Origin of the sequence: Vulcanococcus sp. DEBay_Sum22DG08_74 (assembly GCF_017852955.1) — a bacterium.
Lineage (GTDB): Bacteria > Cyanobacteriota > Cyanobacteriia > PCC-6307 > Cyanobiaceae > Vulcanococcus.
In genome coordinates this window covers 1-13,555 of the sequence record NZ_JAFMKL010000039.1, presented here as the reverse complement: position 1 = coordinate 13,555, position 13,555 = coordinate 1, and the positions used below count along the sequence as shown (strand labels likewise).

Annotated in this window: 27 protein-coding genes; 14 read left to right on the top strand and 13 right to left on the bottom strand. The window is 62.9% G+C overall.

What is annotated here, in order from left to right:
• Positions 1-31: 31 nt before the first annotated feature.
• Positions 32-193 (bottom strand): hypothetical protein, encoded by a 162-nt coding sequence (locus QZ184_RS06180; protein WP_010316090.1) that lies wholly within the window; start codon positions 191-193, stop codon positions 32-34.
• Between the two features lie 53 nt (positions 194-246).
• Between QZ184_RS06180 and QZ184_RS06175 the strand changes: the two genes are divergently transcribed.
• On the top strand, positions 247-1,158 hold the full coding sequence (locus QZ184_RS06175; protein WP_296418616.1) for a bestrophin family ion channel: 912 nt from the start codon (positions 247-249) through the stop codon (positions 1,156-1,158).
• 136 nt (positions 1,159-1,294) lie between these two features.
• On the opposite strand, the gene QZ184_RS06170 is transcribed toward QZ184_RS06175, so the two are convergent.
• From QZ184_RS06170 to QZ184_RS06155, 4 genes are all read right to left on the bottom strand, one after another.
• Positions 1,295-1,441, bottom strand: a complete 147-nt coding sequence (locus QZ184_RS06170; protein ID WP_198001916.1) for a hypothetical protein — start codon at positions 1,439-1,441, stop codon at positions 1,295-1,297.
• A gap of 203 nt (positions 1,442-1,644) precedes the next feature.
• On the bottom strand, positions 1,645-2,055 hold the full coding sequence (locus QZ184_RS06165) for a cupin domain-containing protein (RefSeq protein ID WP_247477621.1): 411 nt from the start codon (positions 2,053-2,055) through the stop codon (positions 1,645-1,647).
• Positions 2,056-2,148: 93 nt separating this feature from the next.
• Positions 2,149-2,385: a hypothetical protein gene (locus tag QZ184_RS06160; RefSeq protein WP_247477620.1), complete on the bottom strand. Its 237-nt coding sequence runs from the start codon at positions 2,383-2,385 to the stop codon at positions 2,149-2,151.
• Positions 2,386-2,604: 219 nt separating this feature from the next.
• Complete coding sequence (locus tag QZ184_RS06155) at positions 2,605-3,006, bottom strand: YccF domain-containing protein (RefSeq protein WP_010316079.1); 402 nt, start codon at positions 3,004-3,006, stop codon at positions 2,605-2,607.
• A gap of 296 nt (positions 3,007-3,302) precedes the next feature.
• On the opposite strand from QZ184_RS06155, the gene QZ184_RS06150 reads away from it, so the two are divergent.
• The 3 genes from QZ184_RS06150 to QZ184_RS06140 are packed head-to-tail and all read left to right on the top strand — an operon-like array spanning position 3,303 to position 4,028.
• Entirely contained in the window at positions 3,303-3,539 is a 237-nt protein-coding gene (locus QZ184_RS06150) for a chlorophyll a/b-binding protein (protein ID WP_010316075.1), read from the top strand.
• 19 nt (positions 3,540-3,558) lie between these two features.
• Entirely contained in the window at positions 3,559-3,774 is a 216-nt protein-coding gene (locus QZ184_RS06145; RefSeq protein ID WP_010316074.1) for a chlorophyll a/b-binding protein, read from the top strand.
• 47 nt (positions 3,775-3,821) lie between these two features.
• Positions 3,822-4,028 carry a hypothetical protein gene (locus QZ184_RS06140; protein ID WP_010316072.1) on the top strand — a complete coding sequence of 69 codons (207 nt, stop codon included), beginning with the start codon at positions 3,822-3,824 and terminating at the stop codon, positions 4,026-4,028.
• 12 nt (positions 4,029-4,040) lie between these two features.
• Here QZ184_RS06140 and QZ184_RS06135 read toward each other — a convergent pair whose 3' ends face one another.
• Positions 4,041-4,364 carry a hypothetical protein gene (locus tag QZ184_RS06135; protein ID WP_010316070.1) on the bottom strand — a complete coding sequence of 108 codons (324 nt, stop codon included), beginning with the start codon at positions 4,362-4,364 and terminating at the stop codon, positions 4,041-4,043.
• Positions 4,365-4,477: 113 nt separating this feature from the next.
• On the opposite strand from QZ184_RS06135, the gene QZ184_RS06130 reads away from it, so the two are divergent.
• Positions 4,478-4,657 carry a hypothetical protein gene (locus QZ184_RS06130; protein ID WP_296418608.1) on the top strand — a complete coding sequence of 60 codons (180 nt, stop codon included), beginning with the start codon at positions 4,478-4,480 and terminating at the stop codon, positions 4,655-4,657.
• Positions 4,658-4,702: 45 nt separating this feature from the next.
• Positions 4,703-4,873 (top strand): hypothetical protein, encoded by a 171-nt coding sequence (locus QZ184_RS06125; protein WP_156797859.1) that lies wholly within the window; start codon positions 4,703-4,705, stop codon positions 4,871-4,873.
• Positions 4,874-4,932: 59 nt separating this feature from the next.
• Here QZ184_RS06125 and QZ184_RS06120 read toward each other — a convergent pair whose 3' ends face one another.
• Both QZ184_RS06120 and QZ184_RS06115 read right to left on the bottom strand, forming a co-directional pair.
• Positions 4,933-5,955, bottom strand: a complete 1,023-nt coding sequence (locus tag QZ184_RS06120; RefSeq protein WP_247477615.1) for a rod shape-determining protein — start codon at positions 5,953-5,955, stop codon at positions 4,933-4,935.
• Positions 5,956-6,057: 102 nt separating this feature from the next.
• Positions 6,058-7,545, bottom strand: coding sequence for an FAD-dependent monooxygenase (locus QZ184_RS06115; protein ID WP_296418604.1), 1,488 nt, complete (start codon positions 7,543-7,545; stop codon positions 6,058-6,060).
• A 141-nt stretch (positions 7,546-7,686) separates the two neighbouring features.
• On the opposite strand from QZ184_RS06115, the gene QZ184_RS06110 reads away from it, so the two are divergent.
• From QZ184_RS06110 to QZ184_RS06100, 3 genes are read left to right on the top strand one after another with little or no spacing between them, the layout of a single operon-like run.
• The gene (locus QZ184_RS06110) at positions 7,687-7,821 is read left to right on the top strand and encodes a hypothetical protein (RefSeq protein ID WP_010316060.1); all 135 of its coding nucleotides are present in this window, start codon (positions 7,687-7,689) and stop codon (positions 7,819-7,821) included.
• Between the two features lie 4 nt (positions 7,822-7,825).
• Positions 7,826-8,020: a hypothetical protein gene (locus QZ184_RS06105; RefSeq protein WP_010316058.1), complete on the top strand. Its 195-nt coding sequence runs from the start codon at positions 7,826-7,828 to the stop codon at positions 8,018-8,020.
• Positions 8,021-8,022: 2 nt separating this feature from the next.
• Positions 8,023-8,232, top strand: coding sequence for a hypothetical protein (locus QZ184_RS06100; protein WP_029626211.1), 210 nt, complete (start codon positions 8,023-8,025; stop codon positions 8,230-8,232).
• 3 nt (positions 8,233-8,235) lie between these two features.
• On the opposite strand, the gene QZ184_RS06095 is transcribed toward QZ184_RS06100, so the two are convergent.
• A complete protein-coding gene (locus QZ184_RS06095) occupies positions 8,236-8,595 on the bottom strand; it encodes a hypothetical protein (RefSeq protein ID WP_296418602.1) in 360 nt (119 codons plus the stop codon).
• Between the two features lie 142 nt (positions 8,596-8,737).
• Here QZ184_RS06095 and QZ184_RS06090 point away from each other — a divergent pair, with 142 nt between their 5' ends.
• The 4 genes from QZ184_RS06090 to QZ184_RS06075 are packed head-to-tail and all read left to right on the top strand — an operon-like array spanning position 8,738 to position 9,964.
• On the top strand, positions 8,738-8,944 hold the full coding sequence (locus QZ184_RS06090; RefSeq protein WP_363159605.1) for a Nif11 family protein: 207 nt from the start codon (positions 8,738-8,740) through the stop codon (positions 8,942-8,944).
• 54 nt (positions 8,945-8,998) lie between these two features.
• Entirely contained in the window at positions 8,999-9,340 is a 342-nt protein-coding gene (locus QZ184_RS06085; protein ID WP_247477612.1) for a hypothetical protein, read from the top strand.
• A 48-nt stretch (positions 9,341-9,388) separates the two neighbouring features.
• Positions 9,389-9,670, top strand: a complete 282-nt coding sequence (locus QZ184_RS06080) for a hypothetical protein (RefSeq protein ID WP_247477611.1) — start codon at positions 9,389-9,391, stop codon at positions 9,668-9,670.
• Between the two features lie 6 nt (positions 9,671-9,676).
• Positions 9,677-9,964 (top strand): hypothetical protein, encoded by a 288-nt coding sequence (locus QZ184_RS06075; protein ID WP_010316046.1) that lies wholly within the window; start codon positions 9,677-9,679, stop codon positions 9,962-9,964.
• Positions 9,965-9,988: 24 nt separating this feature from the next.
• Here the strand turns inward: QZ184_RS06075 and QZ184_RS06070 are convergent, their stop codons facing one another.
• The 3 genes from QZ184_RS06070 to QZ184_RS06060 all read right to left on the bottom strand — a co-directional run bounded on the left by QZ184_RS06070 (position 9,989) and on the right by QZ184_RS06060 (position 12,223).
• Positions 9,989-10,117, bottom strand: coding sequence for a hypothetical protein (locus QZ184_RS06070; protein WP_010316044.1), 129 nt, complete (start codon positions 10,115-10,117; stop codon positions 9,989-9,991).
• An 81-nt stretch (positions 10,118-10,198) separates the two neighbouring features.
• Positions 10,199-11,224: a DUF4912 domain-containing protein gene (locus tag QZ184_RS06065; protein WP_296418600.1), complete on the bottom strand. Its 1,026-nt coding sequence runs from the start codon at positions 11,222-11,224 to the stop codon at positions 10,199-10,201.
• A gap of 93 nt (positions 11,225-11,317) precedes the next feature.
• Positions 11,318-12,223 (bottom strand): polyphosphate kinase 2 family protein, encoded by a 906-nt coding sequence (locus QZ184_RS06060; protein ID WP_296418598.1) that lies wholly within the window; start codon positions 12,221-12,223, stop codon positions 11,318-11,320.
• Between the two features lie 156 nt (positions 12,224-12,379).
• On the opposite strand from QZ184_RS06060, the gene QZ184_RS06055 reads away from it, so the two are divergent.
• On the top strand, positions 12,380-12,919 hold the full coding sequence (locus QZ184_RS06055; protein ID WP_296418596.1) for a L,D-transpeptidase: 540 nt from the start codon (positions 12,380-12,382) through the stop codon (positions 12,917-12,919).
• Positions 12,920-13,360: 441 nt separating this feature from the next.
• Here QZ184_RS06055 and QZ184_RS06050 read toward each other — a convergent pair.
• Positions 13,361-13,555 (bottom strand): hypothetical protein (locus QZ184_RS06050; RefSeq protein WP_296416529.1); only part of this gene is annotated, 195 nt, incomplete at its 5' end.

Sequence of the window (13,555 nt, the reverse complement as noted above, 5' to 3'; positions counted from 1 at the left end):
ACCGGGCGGCCTACCCCCAGATGGGGGCAGTTCAGCGGACGTAGGTCTGGGCCAAGGCCGTGAGCAACTCAGCGATGAAAGCCTCCGGACAACCCAGCTCCTGCTGCAGCTCATCGCATTCATCGCGGAAGAACTCCAACGTGCGTGCGATCACGCCATCGCGCTGCTCGGGGGTGGGCGTCCAATCGGCCATGGTCGACGCTGGAGGGGAGAGGAATGATGATCGAAGTAGCCCTGCGCGCCCCCGTGAGTCAGCCGCCCAAGATGGCTCGCCGCAACATCCCCTGGGTGCTGTGGGAACTGTTGCTGCGGATGCGCCTGGATCTGCTGCTGATGCTGGTGCTCTGCGGTCTAGCCCTGGCCATCAAGGCCGATCCCCAGGTCCGGGACCTCTCGATCATTGATGGCTCGGGCCTCTCCATGCTGGGGATCGCGGTCTCGATCTTCGTGGGCTTTCGCAACACCCAGGCGATCAACCGTTGGTGGGAGGCCCGAGTGCTCTGGGGATCGATCACCAACGAAGCGCGGCAATGGCGCGACACCCTGCAGACCCTGATCGGCAGCCAGGAAGCCTTCCGCCAGCAACAGCAGCAACTGGTGGCCCTGCAGGTGCTGCAGTGCTGGGTGCTGAATTTTGAGCTGCGTGGGATCTGGCGCAGCGATGCCCGCACCCTGGTGGATGCCCTCAGCCGCAGCCTGGGACTCCCCGCGGACACCAGCCTGCAGCGCAGCCTGCAGCACAGGGCGCAGCTCATCGGATCGCTCTACAGCCAAGGCGCCATCAACGACTGGGGACGCGATGCCCTGCTGCGCTGCAGCACCGCCTTCATCAATTCCCTGGGCGGCCTGCAGCGCATTCGGAACACTCCGCTACCGCCGACCTACGACGTCTTCATCCGCCTGATCTGCTGGCTCTATGGCTACGCCCTCTTCGCCAGCTTTGCCAGCCGCGACTCCGCCTGGACCGGCGCGGTGCTCTTTCTGGGCTTCATCACCGCTGAGCGAATCGGCGCCTACGTCGAGGGGCCCTTTGATCAAGACGGCAGCAGCTTTTGCGTGCCGATGGATGCGATCTGCAGCACCATCAGCGCCGACCTCCTGCCGACCTCTCCCTTGGGGCGGCTACCCATCAGCCGGGACCCCAGCCGCTGGTCCTAGGGCAAGCCTCAGCTTTTTTAAAGGTCCGCTGTAGCAATCAACACGCTGTCCTTCTGACGAGCAAGGCCACGATCAAGGAGCTGGCGGAGCGCCACGGCGCACGCGGAGGAAGACACCCTGCGCCGTCAGCACCCTCTTAGGTGGGAAGGGTGAAGCCCGACTGCATGTTCTTCACGTCGAGCATCACCCAGGTGAGCCAGACCAACAGGCCGATCACACCGGAGACAGCCGCGACCTTGCCGGAGAGGCGCAGGAGCCATTCCCAAAAACTGATCTCTTTCACCGGCTTCAGCGCAACTGCTGCATCCTGCCTGGTGGCAGGCTGAGCAGGTTCGCAGGGCATCCCCATCAGCCTCCCGGCCTCCGACCTCGCGCACCTGGCTCGCTGCGCCTGGCTGCGCCAGCAGTGCGCCAGCGATAGCGAACGGGCGAACCGCGAATTCGCGACCTTGCTGATGTGGCATCAGGCCGCCAGCCGCTCCGGCGCTAACGCGGAGGCTGGGCCGTTGTGGTCAGGACCGTCGTAGGGGAACCCTGCACTCCCGCATAGAAGACGACCAGCTCCACGGGGTCATCGCCCAGGGCCTGTCCGGTGTGGACGGTATTGACCACCTCCACTAAGGCCTCGCCCTCGCCAAAGGTCCGCCTGGAGCCATCTGCCAACTCCAGGGAGAGGGCGCCCTTGAGAATCACCGCGGCATTGATCACCGGATGCCAATGCAGGGGAAGACGAACCCCCGCAGGGATCGTGATCCGCAGGACCTTGACCTGGGGCTGACCGGATGGATAGGGCGGAAGGATCCGGCCATCCCACTCCTTGCTGGAGTTCGCGAGTTCCCTGACCTCGACTCCGAGGGCAGCGGCTCCATGGTCGTCATGGGCCCAGGCCTCTGGCACAAGGGCGCCGCAGAGACAAGCGAGGGCCAGGGGCGTTAGCCACGAGCAGCGATTCACAGGCAAGCGTCCTAGAAGGGAGCGATGGAACATGTCCTATTGGCCTTCCTCGCCTTTGGTGCCGCGGTGCTCAGCCTGCTGGCCTGGATGGTGGCCGCCTTCACCAGTGATCGGGTGCGCTAGCTCCATCAACTCCGCGTCGATGGCCACCAGGGGGCCCGTCGGATGAAAGCGCCGCGCCAGGGCAATGGCCTGCTCACGGTTCTCCGCCTGCACTGAGCGCGCACCCGGAGTGGAGGAACTGCAACTCCAGACCTGGTAGCGCCGAAGCATGGCAAGTGGGAGGTGGACCCTCGTCCTAGCCAGAGCGACGGCCCGCAACACACACCTGCGCAAAAGCTGAACAGAACCCTGCGTCTCGATCCGCTGATCCAGCCGCGTCGCTAGGGAAGGGGACCAGGCCCTGCCGTTGTGCTGCTGCTCACCGATCCGCTGGAACTGATCTGGGGCATCGCCGGACTGCTCAAGGCCTCGCTTCTGGATGAGCCCAGCTCAACGCTTCGGAACGACCGTCATGCCGACGGGAGCCAAGGCGATCAGCGCCAACTTGATGTGCTGCAGGCCAAAGGGAATTCCCACAACCGTGAGGAAGCAGGCCAGGGCTGAGGCCAGGTGACCGATCGCCAGCCACCAACCGGCCACGAGAAACCAAATCACGTTCCCCATGGTCCCCAGGGGACCCGTACCCCAATCGCGGCGGCCCGTGAGGGTCTGGCGCGAAATGGCCTCCTGACCGAAAGGCCAAAAGGAGAAGTTGCCGATCACGAAGCAGGAGCGAGCCCAGGGCAGGCCCACCACGCTGATGGCACAGAGCAGGCCTGCGAACCACCAGCCCAGGCCCATGACCAGTCCGCCCAGGACAAACCAGAGCAGGTTGAACAGGAAACGGAACAAGGAAGCTGCCGGTCGCGTTAACGGGACTGTCGAGCCGGCGCAGACGACTTGCCAAAGCACGTTACAGAGAGTTACATTTGCTTTACGTTTCGCAACACCACCATGGAAGCCGATTACGGGATGGCCATCACAGCGATGGTTGTCGTGGGTGCGCTCCTGACCGCAGGGGTGGTGTATGTGCTCTCTCGCCCCAGCGACCTGGGCCCCACCCGCAAATAAACGATGGCCCTGACCGCAGTTCTTCTCTTCGCCGGCTGGATCGCCGCATCCCTACTCAAATCCGAACCCCAACAGTCATGAACAACAACCAAGTCACAGACCAGTGGTGCCAGAACCGCGCTGAAGAGCTGATTCACGCGCAGCAGCTCAAGCAGGTCGAGCGCTTCAACGGTCGGATGGCGATGCTCGGCATCGTGATCGGGATCATCACCGAGGGCCTCACCGGCCAGGGCATCGCCCACCAGATCGGCCTGGGTCCCCTGATTGACGGCTACGCCGCCTGCCACACCCAGTACCTTCCCTTCTGTTTCTGATCCGGCCCAGGCGCTCGCGATGAACAAACAGGAGTTCCGCTACGAACCGGTCGAGTCCTTCGGCAAGAGCATGACCTCCCAGAGACCCTGGGACGTCTCCGCTCTGAAGGCCGTCGAGCAACTCAACGGCCGGGTCGCCATGGTCGGCTTTGCCGCGGCCCTGGTTGGCGAATGGCTCACGGGCTTTGGGCCAGCCGGCCAGGTCTTGGCGCTGGTGCGCTGGTATCTGAGCTGAGGCGCTGACGACAAGGGCATCGCGTTGCTAGGCCGGAGGCAGAGGCCATGGACGCGATGAATCACATTTTTGAGGTCTTTCACTCCGGGCCGGCTGACTATGGCCGCTTCCACGTGGTCGCAGAGAACCGGCAGCAGGCCAAGTCGCTCGCCGAAGCGGACTACCCACAACACCAGTTCGCGGTCTTCCGCAGCGAGCTGATCAGGCCGGAGTGGCGCTACCAGCTGCTCAACGAATGGCGCTCGACGCTCTAGCCCCGAGGAGCGTCAATCCGCACTGGTGGAGCGCGAATAGATCAACCCCAACTCCGAGGCCCAGGCCAGCAGGTTGTTGGTGGCGGTCAGCACCTCCAAAGAACGGCTCCAGGCCTCATGGAGATCAGGGGCCTCCAGGACGTAGTGCTCTGCCCATTCGTAGGAGCGCACCAATCCGCAGGCCTCCTTGAGGCGATGGGGCGTGAGCGCATGGGACTCCACGCGCTCGATCAGCCCCTTCTCCCAAAAGGCCCGGCCCACACCCCGATCACCGGAGAAACTCTGGTGCAGCGTCGTGAGGACAGTCTCGAATTCTGGTCGTTGGATCTGGTCCATGAACCAGCCCTAACACTGTCTAAATACCTCGCGCAGGCGAAAAATTCAGGCCAGGCCCAGGCTTGCCAATCCCCAGGCAGCTGAGCCATGACTGATCGGCAGACGAGGAGGCGATGGAACATTGCGCAATCAATCCAGAACGGGTGCTGGTGATCACCCCCAAGGGCTCCAGCATCGAAGCCCTGCGTGATGGCGACTACCGGGTCTGCTGGGCCTCAGGCCTCTGCCAGACCGTCACTGGTTTGCACCGAGCCAACTCCCTGCTCTATTGGCATGAAGAGAACAGCCCTTGACGCCAACGAAGGGGCTTGTTTGATGGGCTCGACTGCGGATCCTTGATGAAGATCAAGACGGCGTCACTCCAGAGCACCGCCCGAGAGACCCTGGGCCTATTGGAGGACCTGCGCGCTGAACTGGCCCCCAGCACGATGGGCACCGCGCAGTGGAGACGAATCAACCAACTGGAAGACAAGGTGCTGGCACTCCTGGCCCTCACCCAGGCCAGCTAGGACACAAAAAAGCCCCCGGGTGATCCCGGGGGCCAGTGTTTTAAGGCCGGAGAGCGGACCTAGGCGTCAGCGCTGGTGCAGCGCTTGAGGTTCTGCCAGTCGTCCACAACCTGACCGCAACCGTTCACCACACAGTGGAGCGGATCATCGGCAACGATGGTGAAGATGCCCGTGGATTCAGTAATCAAGTCACTGATCCCCGGGATCAAGGCACCGCCACCGGCGAGCACGATTCCGCGGGCGTGAACGTCAGCGGCGAGCTCTGGGGGGGTGTTCTCCAGGACGCGCTTAATCGTGTCAACGATGGCGCCCAGGGGCTGTTGGATCGCCTCGCGAATTTCACCGGCGGTGACGGTGATGCTCTCGGGCAGTCCGGTGCGGTTGTTGAAGCCGCTCACCTCCATGTGGCGATCATCGTTGCGGGCATTGGAATGGGCCGAGCCGATGCTGATCTTGACCTTCTCAGCGGTGGCTTCACCGATCACCAGGCCATAGGTCTTTTTCAGATAGTCGGCAATGCTCTCGGTGATTTCATCACCGGCAATCCGAATGGACTCACTCTCCACAGGAGAGCCGAGGCTCAAGACGGCGACGTCGGTTGTGCCACCACCGATATCAACGATCATGCTGCCGACGGGTTCGGTGATCGGCAAGCCAGCGCCAATGGCGGCGGCCACGGTCTCATCGATCAGATAGACCTCTTTTGAGCCGGTGATGCCGGCTTCACGGACAGCCCGGCGCTCCACGTCGGTGATGCTGCTGGGGATGCCAACCACCATGCGAGGGGCGGTGGACTTACCGGCATTACCGCGGCGCATGAAGGTTTGGATCATGAGCTCGGCGGCGGCGTAATCAGCAATCACGCCATCGCGCAGGGGACGAATCGCCTGGATCGCTTTAGGTGTTTTACCGATCATGCGTTTCGCGCCTTCTCCCACCTCCAGTGGGATGCCGCGTTCTAAATCAAGAGCGACAACTGAGGGCTCGTCGAGGACGATTCCTTTGCCTGATACGTACATCAGGGTGTTCGCCGTCCCCAGATCGACACCGATGGAGGAGCTAGTCCGGAAAGGCCAGAACATGGTGTTTTTTGCTGATCAACCCAAAACTGATCAAACCTGAATATCCGTTCTTCGGACTTAATCAAATCTTCCACTCTTCGATGCAACTCGTCGAAAACCAGCTCAGCGCCACTGATCCCACAGGGCCACAAGGCGCTCCTGATCGGCACTGGGACTGCTGCTGCAGAGGTAGGCATCCGGCCTAATCAGATAGGTCTGGCCAGCCACGTAGCCCTCCTGGGGTTCTGCGCTGGCCGGAACCAACCAATCGCTCGCCAGGGCAGAGCCGGCCGGCGGCAGCGGCGCACCAACAGACAGCAACACAAAGCGACCGGAGCGCAGCAGGGCGTGCAGTCGCGTCTGGCCACTGGGGCCCTGGCAGGGCAGATCCGGCGTGCGCTCACCGGGGCGCAGTCCACCTCCTGAGCGAGCCAGAACCGGAGCCAGGGCGCTGCCGCGGTAGTGCAGATCGGTCTCGCAGAGCTGCGCCACCAGGCGACGTTGAACGCGACGACTGCGGCCCAAATTCGTGAACGCCAGATTCCGCAGCCGACGCAGCAGGGGCTGCCGCAGCAGAGCCACCCGCGTCAACACACCGGCATTGCGCAGCACCCGATCGCCAATCCCGCTGCGTTCCGGGGAATAGGTCTCCAGCAGCTGTGGCCCCGCCTTGCCCTGCAGCACCAGGGCCAGTTTCCAAGCCAGGTTGAAGGCATCCTGCATGCCCGTGTTCATGCCCTGCCCCCCAGCTGGGCTGTGGATATGGGCCGCATCCCCCGCCAAGAAGACCCGACCGACGCTGTAGCGATCGACCTTGCGCTCGTTGATCCGGAAATGACTGAGCCAGATCGGATCATGGGCGCGGAAGCCTGATCCCAAGCGCTGCTCCACCAGGCTCTGAACCTGCTCCAGGCTCGGATCGGCCGCCTCCGTCCCCGAGACATCGCCAATGATGCGGAAGCGATCTCCGACGATCGGGAACAGGGCCAGGATCCCCTCGGGATTCCAGACCACGGCCACCTGATCGGAAGCTGCGGGGCCGTCGAGCTTGACGTCCGCCAGAACCCAATTCGATTCCAGGGTTTCGCCGCTGTAGGCCAGACCCAGCTGATGGCGCACAAGGCTGTGGGCACCATCGCAGCCCAGCAGATAACTGCACTCCATCGTTTCCTTGCTGCCATCGGCTCGGCTGAGTTCGGCCGTCACACCGCCATCGGAGGCGGTGAACCGGCTGAGTTCCAGCTGGCGCTCGACTGACACGCCCCGCTCCGCCAGCAACTGGGTCAGGACCGCCTCCGTGCGGTTCTGGGGAATCATCAAGGCGTAGGGGAAGGCGCTCTGCACCTTGGAAAAGGAGAGCGCCGCCAGCAGGCGTTGACCGGCCTGGATCCGAGCTCCATGGCCCTGAATCCCAGCCTTCAAGAAAGGCTCAACGCAGCCCTGGAGATCCAACAACTCCAGGGTCCGCGGCCAGATCACCAGGGCCTTGGAGCGCTCGGAGGGTTTCGGCTCCCGTTCCACCACCCGAACGGCGATGTCCTGCTGACGCAGGGCCAGCGCCAGGGTGAGACCCACCGGCCCCGCTCCAACCACCAACACCGGTTGGGACATCAGACCAACGTCAACTCTCCGCCAAGGCTGCACAACAACACGCGTTGGGCATGGAAAGTTCCACTTCTTTTTTGGCGGCTTCTTTCACTGAAAGAGCAACCGCCGCAGTGCGTTAGGGTCGATTTATCAAGCGAAGCAGAAATGACCCTCGGCCGATTTCTGGTCTTCTTTGTGATCGGCCTGGTGCTGGCGACGGTGCTGAACCTGACCTGGCTCTATTGGATCTTGGCGGCGGCCGCCGCCACGGTTGCGATCAAGCTTTGGCTGAACCGATAGCGCGATGACGGAGACCACCACCCATAACGGGGCGAACTACAAGCTGACCCGACTGCCCTCCGCCCTGGATGCCAGCAAGGCGGCCAATCGGATTCGGCCCTGGCTCAGCCGCAGCGAAGAACAGCAGCGCGCCAGCGAACGCATCGCTCGGGTGCGCCGCGAAAGCGGCATCCCCTCCCCTGACGAGTGGATGTGGTGAGCATGGAACGCACGCTCAAGGGCATTGCCTATGTCTCGGTTTGGGTGATCCTCTGGGGGACAGTGGCGTCCGTGATGGATTACGTCCTGCTGGAGCGTGAGCTGTATGGCACGGGCAGCTTCGGCCAAGCGACCACCTTTGTGGCCTACGGCCTCGCGAGCCTTGTGTTGGCCTGGCGCTTCGCTCCGCGCTTCCTGCAGAGCGACGACTGAGCCTTAGCTCTGGGGCTTGGCAGCAGGAGCATCCCCCTTCGGCGGGCTCTTCTGGGGAACACTGACCTGGCCGCACTGGTCGTCGAGGACAGGCTTGTAGGAGGCCCGCACCTCCATCCAGTCCGTAGCGGGATCGCGCTGCTCAAACACGGCGAAGTGCTCAATCAACAGGCCATCCATCGCCTGCATGGAGCGGCAGAGGCGATAGAGATCGCCCGAATTCTGAGCCTTCAAGACCCGTTCGTAGTGCCCCATGAACTGGGCATAGGGATCAGGCTCCGCCGCGAAGACTGGAGCACCCAAGACGGCAACGGCAGCCGCACAACCACCCAGGAGCCGGACCAGAGGGGAAGCAACGCTCATGCCCATGACCCTACCGAGGGGGCCAAGACCCGATCTTTTTCTCTGAATAGAGAGAACAAACACAGACAATCTTCAACAGGGAGAGAAGCTGAACTCAGGCCAATCGCAGCAGATCTACCGCTAGCGGTAGGTGGATCTTTCCATGGAATACGCCATGTCAAGACATCAACTTGAACTGTTCATGCGTAAAGCCAAGGGCAACACAAGCATGCAGCGCGAGCTCGACAAGTGCGGCGAGAACAACAGCTGCGTGGTTTCTGTTGCCCGCAAGCATGGACACAAGTTCTCCCCAGCGACCCTGACCCGCTGGCAGCACGACCACAGCGAGGAGGCTCCGCAAGCGCACTAGCGCGATCACAACGCAAGACGTCCGCAGCCGGCTCCAATCGGGGCCGGCTTCTTAGTGTTGCGCTCATCGGCCGATGCCCCGTTGAACCGCCGCTGGCTCCTGCTCTTCGCGCTGCTGGCCGCGCCAGCGGCCCAGGCCCAGTCCCTGCTCAGCCTGCAACAGGCGGCCATGCGCTGCTTCAACGGTGGTTCGCGGGCGGACTGCAGCGCGGCGATGGGAACCTCCCATCAACTGAAAAACCGCGCCGATGATGCCAACCAACTGCGCTGCTACACCGCGCTGCTCGGACTGGAATCGCGGCTAAGCATGGCCATGCAAGGGACGGGATCGCTGGATCGCGATCACAGCAGCCTGAAGGAAACGTTTTTCGAATGTCAGGCCCTGAATCCGAGCTAGCCCAGCAATCCGCTGCCAGCCTTGAGGGCAGAGGGGAAGGCCCAGCCCATGCACTCTGCACAAGCGCTACGTGAGCGTTATGCCAACGGCAGCAGCACCCCCGGAGAGGTCAACGCGATTGCGCGGGTCTACGCCTCGATCAAGCAGCTGAGCTTCCCGCAGGCCCTCGAGGAGGTCCATGACGGCCTGGGCTACGGCATGGGGGAGGACCTCGACTGCAAGCAGGGGGGATTTCCCTGGCGGGAAGTCGAGCGGTCCCTGGTCCCCGCCGGTCGGCGCTGGATCAACGGACTGGAGCCGTCCGTAGCTATGTCTGGAGAGAGCCGCTGAACCCCGATGAACGGTTGGCGCCAGAGCAGCTTGGCCGTGGGCACCGCCGCACTGCTTGGATTCTCAATGCAGGGCCTGGCTGCGGAAGGATCCGTCTCCTCGCAATCACCCCTTAGCCGCCAACAGGCCTGGCAGGAGGCCATGTCACAACTGCCCAAGGGGGCCAGGGTGACCAGCAGCAACTGCAACGACGTGGAGATCGGCTACGGCAATACGCGCTACTACTGCGTCTTGACCTTCACGCAGCCCGATCCAGCCGAAGCCGAACACAAAAAAGCCGCCGCCCAGGACTAGGCGCGGCGGCTTCGATGAACGGTCTCAGCTCTTGGCGGAAGCCTGAGACAGGAAGAAGACCAGCAGGGCAATCAAACCTGCACCGCCGAGGGCCGGCAGGATCACGGGAACGCCTCGGGGAGCGACAGCGGAGGCAAGCACGAGGTAGTCCATTCCGGAACGATCAGAACTGGATTTTTTTAGCACCGCCGCAACGGAAAGCGGGGGTTTCCGAGACCTGTCGAAAACCAGCCGTTAGAACCACTCGGTCTGGGCCTCTTCGGCGGTGTTGACCCGAGCGTGGGGGGTGCGGCGCTCAAACTCCATCGCAATGGAGCGCTCCTGCTCACCATCAGCGGCAATCGCGCGAACCGGGTAGAGCTGCTCACCATCACGGAAGGGGACGTGAATGCGGAAGCTGCCATCGCGCTCCAGCTGAATCTGCTCGTCACCGATGAACAGGCTGGCGGCAGGATCCGTGGCGCCGTAGACGATCAGCTCGGCATCAGCCACCAACCAGAAGGAGCGCTGACGGGCTGCGCCAGCACCGGACTCGGTGCGGCCACTGGCCCAGACACCCACCCCGGAATCATTCAGGGGACCAGGGCCCGCCAGGTCGTATTCGTGCAGCACCTCGGAGCCGACGCGGCGGCTACGGGTGGGAAGGGTCGCCCGCTGGTAGTGCTGCTCGTGCTGCACGCCCGCACCAAAGCTGGGGGTGGTCAGCGCTTGAGGAGCAGCGCTCGGGCCAACCTCCAGGGAGAAGGGAACAAAGGCATCGGCAATGCGCTGGGAGGGCTCCATGCCTGGGACATGAGCCACGGCCGAGAAGGCCAGGGAATACCAACCACCGGAGCGCAGGCGATAGCCCAGCTCGACGCGGTAGTCGCGGCCATCGAGGGGCACGGGCAAGAACCATTCACTGGCGTTGCCATCCACCACCAGCTCCTGCAGGGTGTGGGGATGGGACTGCTCGCCGCCTAGGCCCGTCACGTCCGCTAGACGAATGCAGAGCTGGGTCGCACCGGCCTTCTGGGCGCTCTTGCGATCCGCCGCGCTGATGGACCAGAAGCAGTAGGCCCATTGGGGATCACGGGGTAGAAATACCACGTGGGTGGAAGCGTCCTGGACACCCTCGACAACCTCGATGGAGTCGCTGGAAGGCGGAGCGATCCCAGGAACCGTCTCCTTAATCTTTTCTTTGATCCCCGAGGGAATCAGGTCGCGGATCCAGGCGAAGGGACGCTGGTTGCTCTTGGCGTTGGAGTTGCTTTGCGTCACAGTTCTGCCCTGGATGGCGACGGGTCCTATCATCACCGACTTACCTCGGCCAGCAGCGGCTCTGTCAGCGGATCGCTACGACAGGCGACAGCCTCACTCAGCCAGCAACTGCTCGCGCGCCTGGGCCAGGGCCTGCTTTGCCTCCTGGCTGACCTCGGGATAGCGCAGATCCAGGCCATCCAAACGCTCAATCACCGCCGCCGCGACCACCAAACGGGTGAACCACTTGTGATCAGCCGGCACGACAAACCACGGCGCATGGGCTGTGGCGGTCTCGCGAATCATCTCCTCATAGGCCTGGCTGTAGTCCTCCCAGAACCCCCTCTCGCGGATATCGGCCGCTGAAAACTTCCAGTTCTTCTCGGGACGCTCCAAACGCTGCAGAAAACGGCGCTTTTGCTCCTCTTTGGAGAGGTGCAAGAAAAACTTCAGAACCACCACCCCGTTGCGGCTCAGATAGCGCTCGTAGTGGCGAATGTCCTCGAAACGCTGTTTCCAGAGCTTTGGCCCGACCAAATCAGGCGGCAAGGACTGCTTGGCCAACAGCTCCGGATGGACCCGCACCACCAGGGTCTCCTCGTAGTAACTGCGGTTAAAAATCCCGATGCGCCCGCGCTCCGGCAGGGCTTGATTGGCGCGCCAGAGGTAGTCGTGATCAAGGTCCAGCGCGGAGGGGGCTTTAAAGGAGGTCACCTGGCAGCCCTGGGGATTCACCCCGCTCATCACATGTTTGATCGTTCCGTCCTTGCCCGCGGCGTCCATCGCTTGAAAGATCAGCAGCACCGCCCACTTGTTCTGGGCATAAAGACGCTGCTGCAGCTCCGAGAGCATCTGAACGCCCTGCTCGAGTGCCTCTCGGGCCGCCTTCTTGTCGGAGGGCAGATCGAGGGTGTCGCCCGGATCGATCCGATCCAGGCGGAATCCATCCCCGCTGTCGATTCGATAGGGCCTGGTGAGGTGATGGCACTGCGTGAGCACCTGGCTCAGTTCCCTCTCCATCGGCAGCCTCAGAACAGCAATCGCCTGAAGTCACCCTGACCACCACAGGAGGCGATGTCAGCCCTGACAGCCGCTGAGCCGACTGCACAACTGGTTTTTCTCTGAAGAGAGAAAAAGAAATCCCCCTAGGACACCCCGATCTCACGCGGGAGTCCCATGGGTCGCAAGCTTGGTCAGCTGCTGGGTGGCTGCGTTCTCGCCGCAACCGTGGCACCATCCGCCGCGGCCCAAGAACTGGCCATTGCCGAGCCGGAAGCGCCGGCCCCAAGGCTGACGTTTGAGCGCACCAACCGCCGCCTCCCCCGCACAGGGGATCCGATCTGGGACCTGAAACTCGAGATCCCTGGACAACCGGTGCGGCATTTCGAAGCCGTCAGCGGACGGGCGGAATACCAAGGCGCCAACCGGCACCAACTGGGTAGCCAGGCGCCCCTCCCGCCAGGGACCTATTCGATCGGCGCAGTCGAACCATTGGGCCATGAGTATCCGCGGGAGCTCGGCCCCGTCTGGATCGGCCTCGAGCCCCTCTTCAGCACGGGCCGCCGCGTTTTAGGAATCCACCTGGACCCCAGTGCCGGCCGCAACTGGAACAGCGGAACCGGCGGTTGCATCGGCCTGATCCACAGGGCCGAGATGTTGACCCTGGCCGAGCTGGTCCGCCGCAGTGCAGCCCAGACCCTGATCGTCAGCAACTAAGCAGAAGCACCCGCTGCCAACCGCCCAGGTCCTGGCTAGAGCAGAAGTACCGCCGAGGTGGAACAGCGGCCATCAGCGCTCCACTGGTTCATGCCGGCGGCATGGTCTACCTGCATGGGTTGCACCATTCCTCACACCCCCCGACCCCGCCCTCGGCGGGGTTTTTTGTGGGCAAGCTCCAGTCACAAAAAAGCCCCCTCATGCCGAGGGGGCTTGCCGTGGTGTGAGGTTGGAATGGAATGTTTCCAAGCGCCGTTCTAGGGAAGCGAATGTCCCAGAGCCTGTGCGGTTGAACAACTGGTTACAAAGAACTGGCACTGTGCCAGTCCTCTGGCGACGGTTGGTGCGTGTGAGGAGTGGATTCGCCTCAAGGGTGGAAACAAGGTCACACCCTTGAAGTGAATCCCGAAAAGCCCTGCCTTTGGCGGGGCTTTTTTTTGCCTAGGCGGCCATCAGTTCCCGCTTGAGCAGGACGGCTCCGTTGGAGAGCAACAGGCGGTGGCGCTGGACCTCCTCATCGAGGGGGACAACAACGCTCTGGGCCCCGCCATTGGTCCAATAGTGGAGCTTCACCTGAGGCGTGGTGGATGACGTGGGGATCTCGATCGAACCCGTCATGCGGCGACGAATGGCTCC

Bases quoted from the DNA above. Each gene is read 5' to 3' on its own strand.
- QZ184_RS06180 (WP_010316090.1), bottom strand. From the start codon at position 193: ATGGCCGATTGGACGCCCACCCCCGAGCAGCGCGATGGCGTGATCGCA.
- QZ184_RS06160 (WP_247477620.1), bottom strand. From the start codon at position 2,385: ATGCTTCGGCGCTACCAGGTCTGGAGTTGCAGTTCCTCCACTCCGGGT.
- QZ184_RS06150 (WP_010316075.1), top strand. From the start codon at position 3,303: ATGAACAACAACCAAGTCACAGACCAGTGGTGCCAGAACCGCGCTGAA.
- QZ184_RS06145 (WP_010316074.1), top strand. From the start codon at position 3,559: ATGAACAAACAGGAGTTCCGCTACGAACCGGTCGAGTCCTTCGGCAAG.
- QZ184_RS06140 (WP_010316072.1), top strand. From the start codon at position 3,822: ATGGACGCGATGAATCACATTTTTGAGGTCTTTCACTCCGGGCCGGCT.
- QZ184_RS06135 (WP_010316070.1), bottom strand. From the start codon at position 4,364: ATGGACCAGATCCAACGACCAGAATTCGAGACTGTCCTCACGACGCTG.
- QZ184_RS06130 (WP_296418608.1), top strand. From the start codon at position 4,478: ATGGAACATTGCGCAATCAATCCAGAACGGGTGCTGGTGATCACCCCC.
- QZ184_RS06125 (WP_156797859.1), top strand. From the start codon at position 4,703: ATGAAGATCAAGACGGCGTCACTCCAGAGCACCGCCCGAGAGACCCTG.
- QZ184_RS06120 (WP_247477615.1), bottom strand. From the start codon at position 5,955: ATGTTCTGGCCTTTCCGGACTAGCTCCTCCATCGGTGTCGATCTGGGG.
- QZ184_RS06115 (WP_296418604.1), bottom strand. From the start codon at position 7,545: ATGTCCCAACCGGTGTTGGTGGTTGGAGCGGGGCCGGTGGGTCTCACC.
- QZ184_RS06110 (WP_010316060.1), top strand. From the start codon at position 7,687: ATGACCCTCGGCCGATTTCTGGTCTTCTTTGTGATCGGCCTGGTGCTG.
- QZ184_RS06105 (WP_010316058.1), top strand. From the start codon at position 7,826: ATGACGGAGACCACCACCCATAACGGGGCGAACTACAAGCTGACCCGA.
- QZ184_RS06100 (WP_029626211.1), top strand. From the start codon at position 8,023: ATGGAACGCACGCTCAAGGGCATTGCCTATGTCTCGGTTTGGGTGATC.
- QZ184_RS06095 (WP_296418602.1), bottom strand. From the start codon at position 8,595: ATGAGCGTTGCTTCCCCTCTGGTCCGGCTCCTGGGTGGTTGTGCGGCT.
- QZ184_RS06090 (WP_363159605.1), top strand. From the start codon at position 8,738: ATGGAATACGCCATGTCAAGACATCAACTTGAACTGTTCATGCGTAAA.
- QZ184_RS06080 (WP_247477611.1), top strand. From the start codon at position 9,389: ATGCACTCTGCACAAGCGCTACGTGAGCGTTATGCCAACGGCAGCAGC.
- QZ184_RS06075 (WP_010316046.1), top strand. From the start codon at position 9,677: ATGAACGGTTGGCGCCAGAGCAGCTTGGCCGTGGGCACCGCCGCACTG.
- QZ184_RS06070 (WP_010316044.1), bottom strand. From the start codon at position 10,117: ATGGACTACCTCGTGCTTGCCTCCGCTGTCGCTCCCCGAGGCGTTCCC.
- QZ184_RS06060 (WP_296418598.1), bottom strand. From the start codon at position 12,223: ATGGAGAGGGAACTGAGCCAGGTGCTCACGCAGTGCCATCACCTCACC.
- QZ184_RS06055 (WP_296418596.1), top strand. From the start codon at position 12,380: ATGGGTCGCAAGCTTGGTCAGCTGCTGGGTGGCTGCGTTCTCGCCGCA.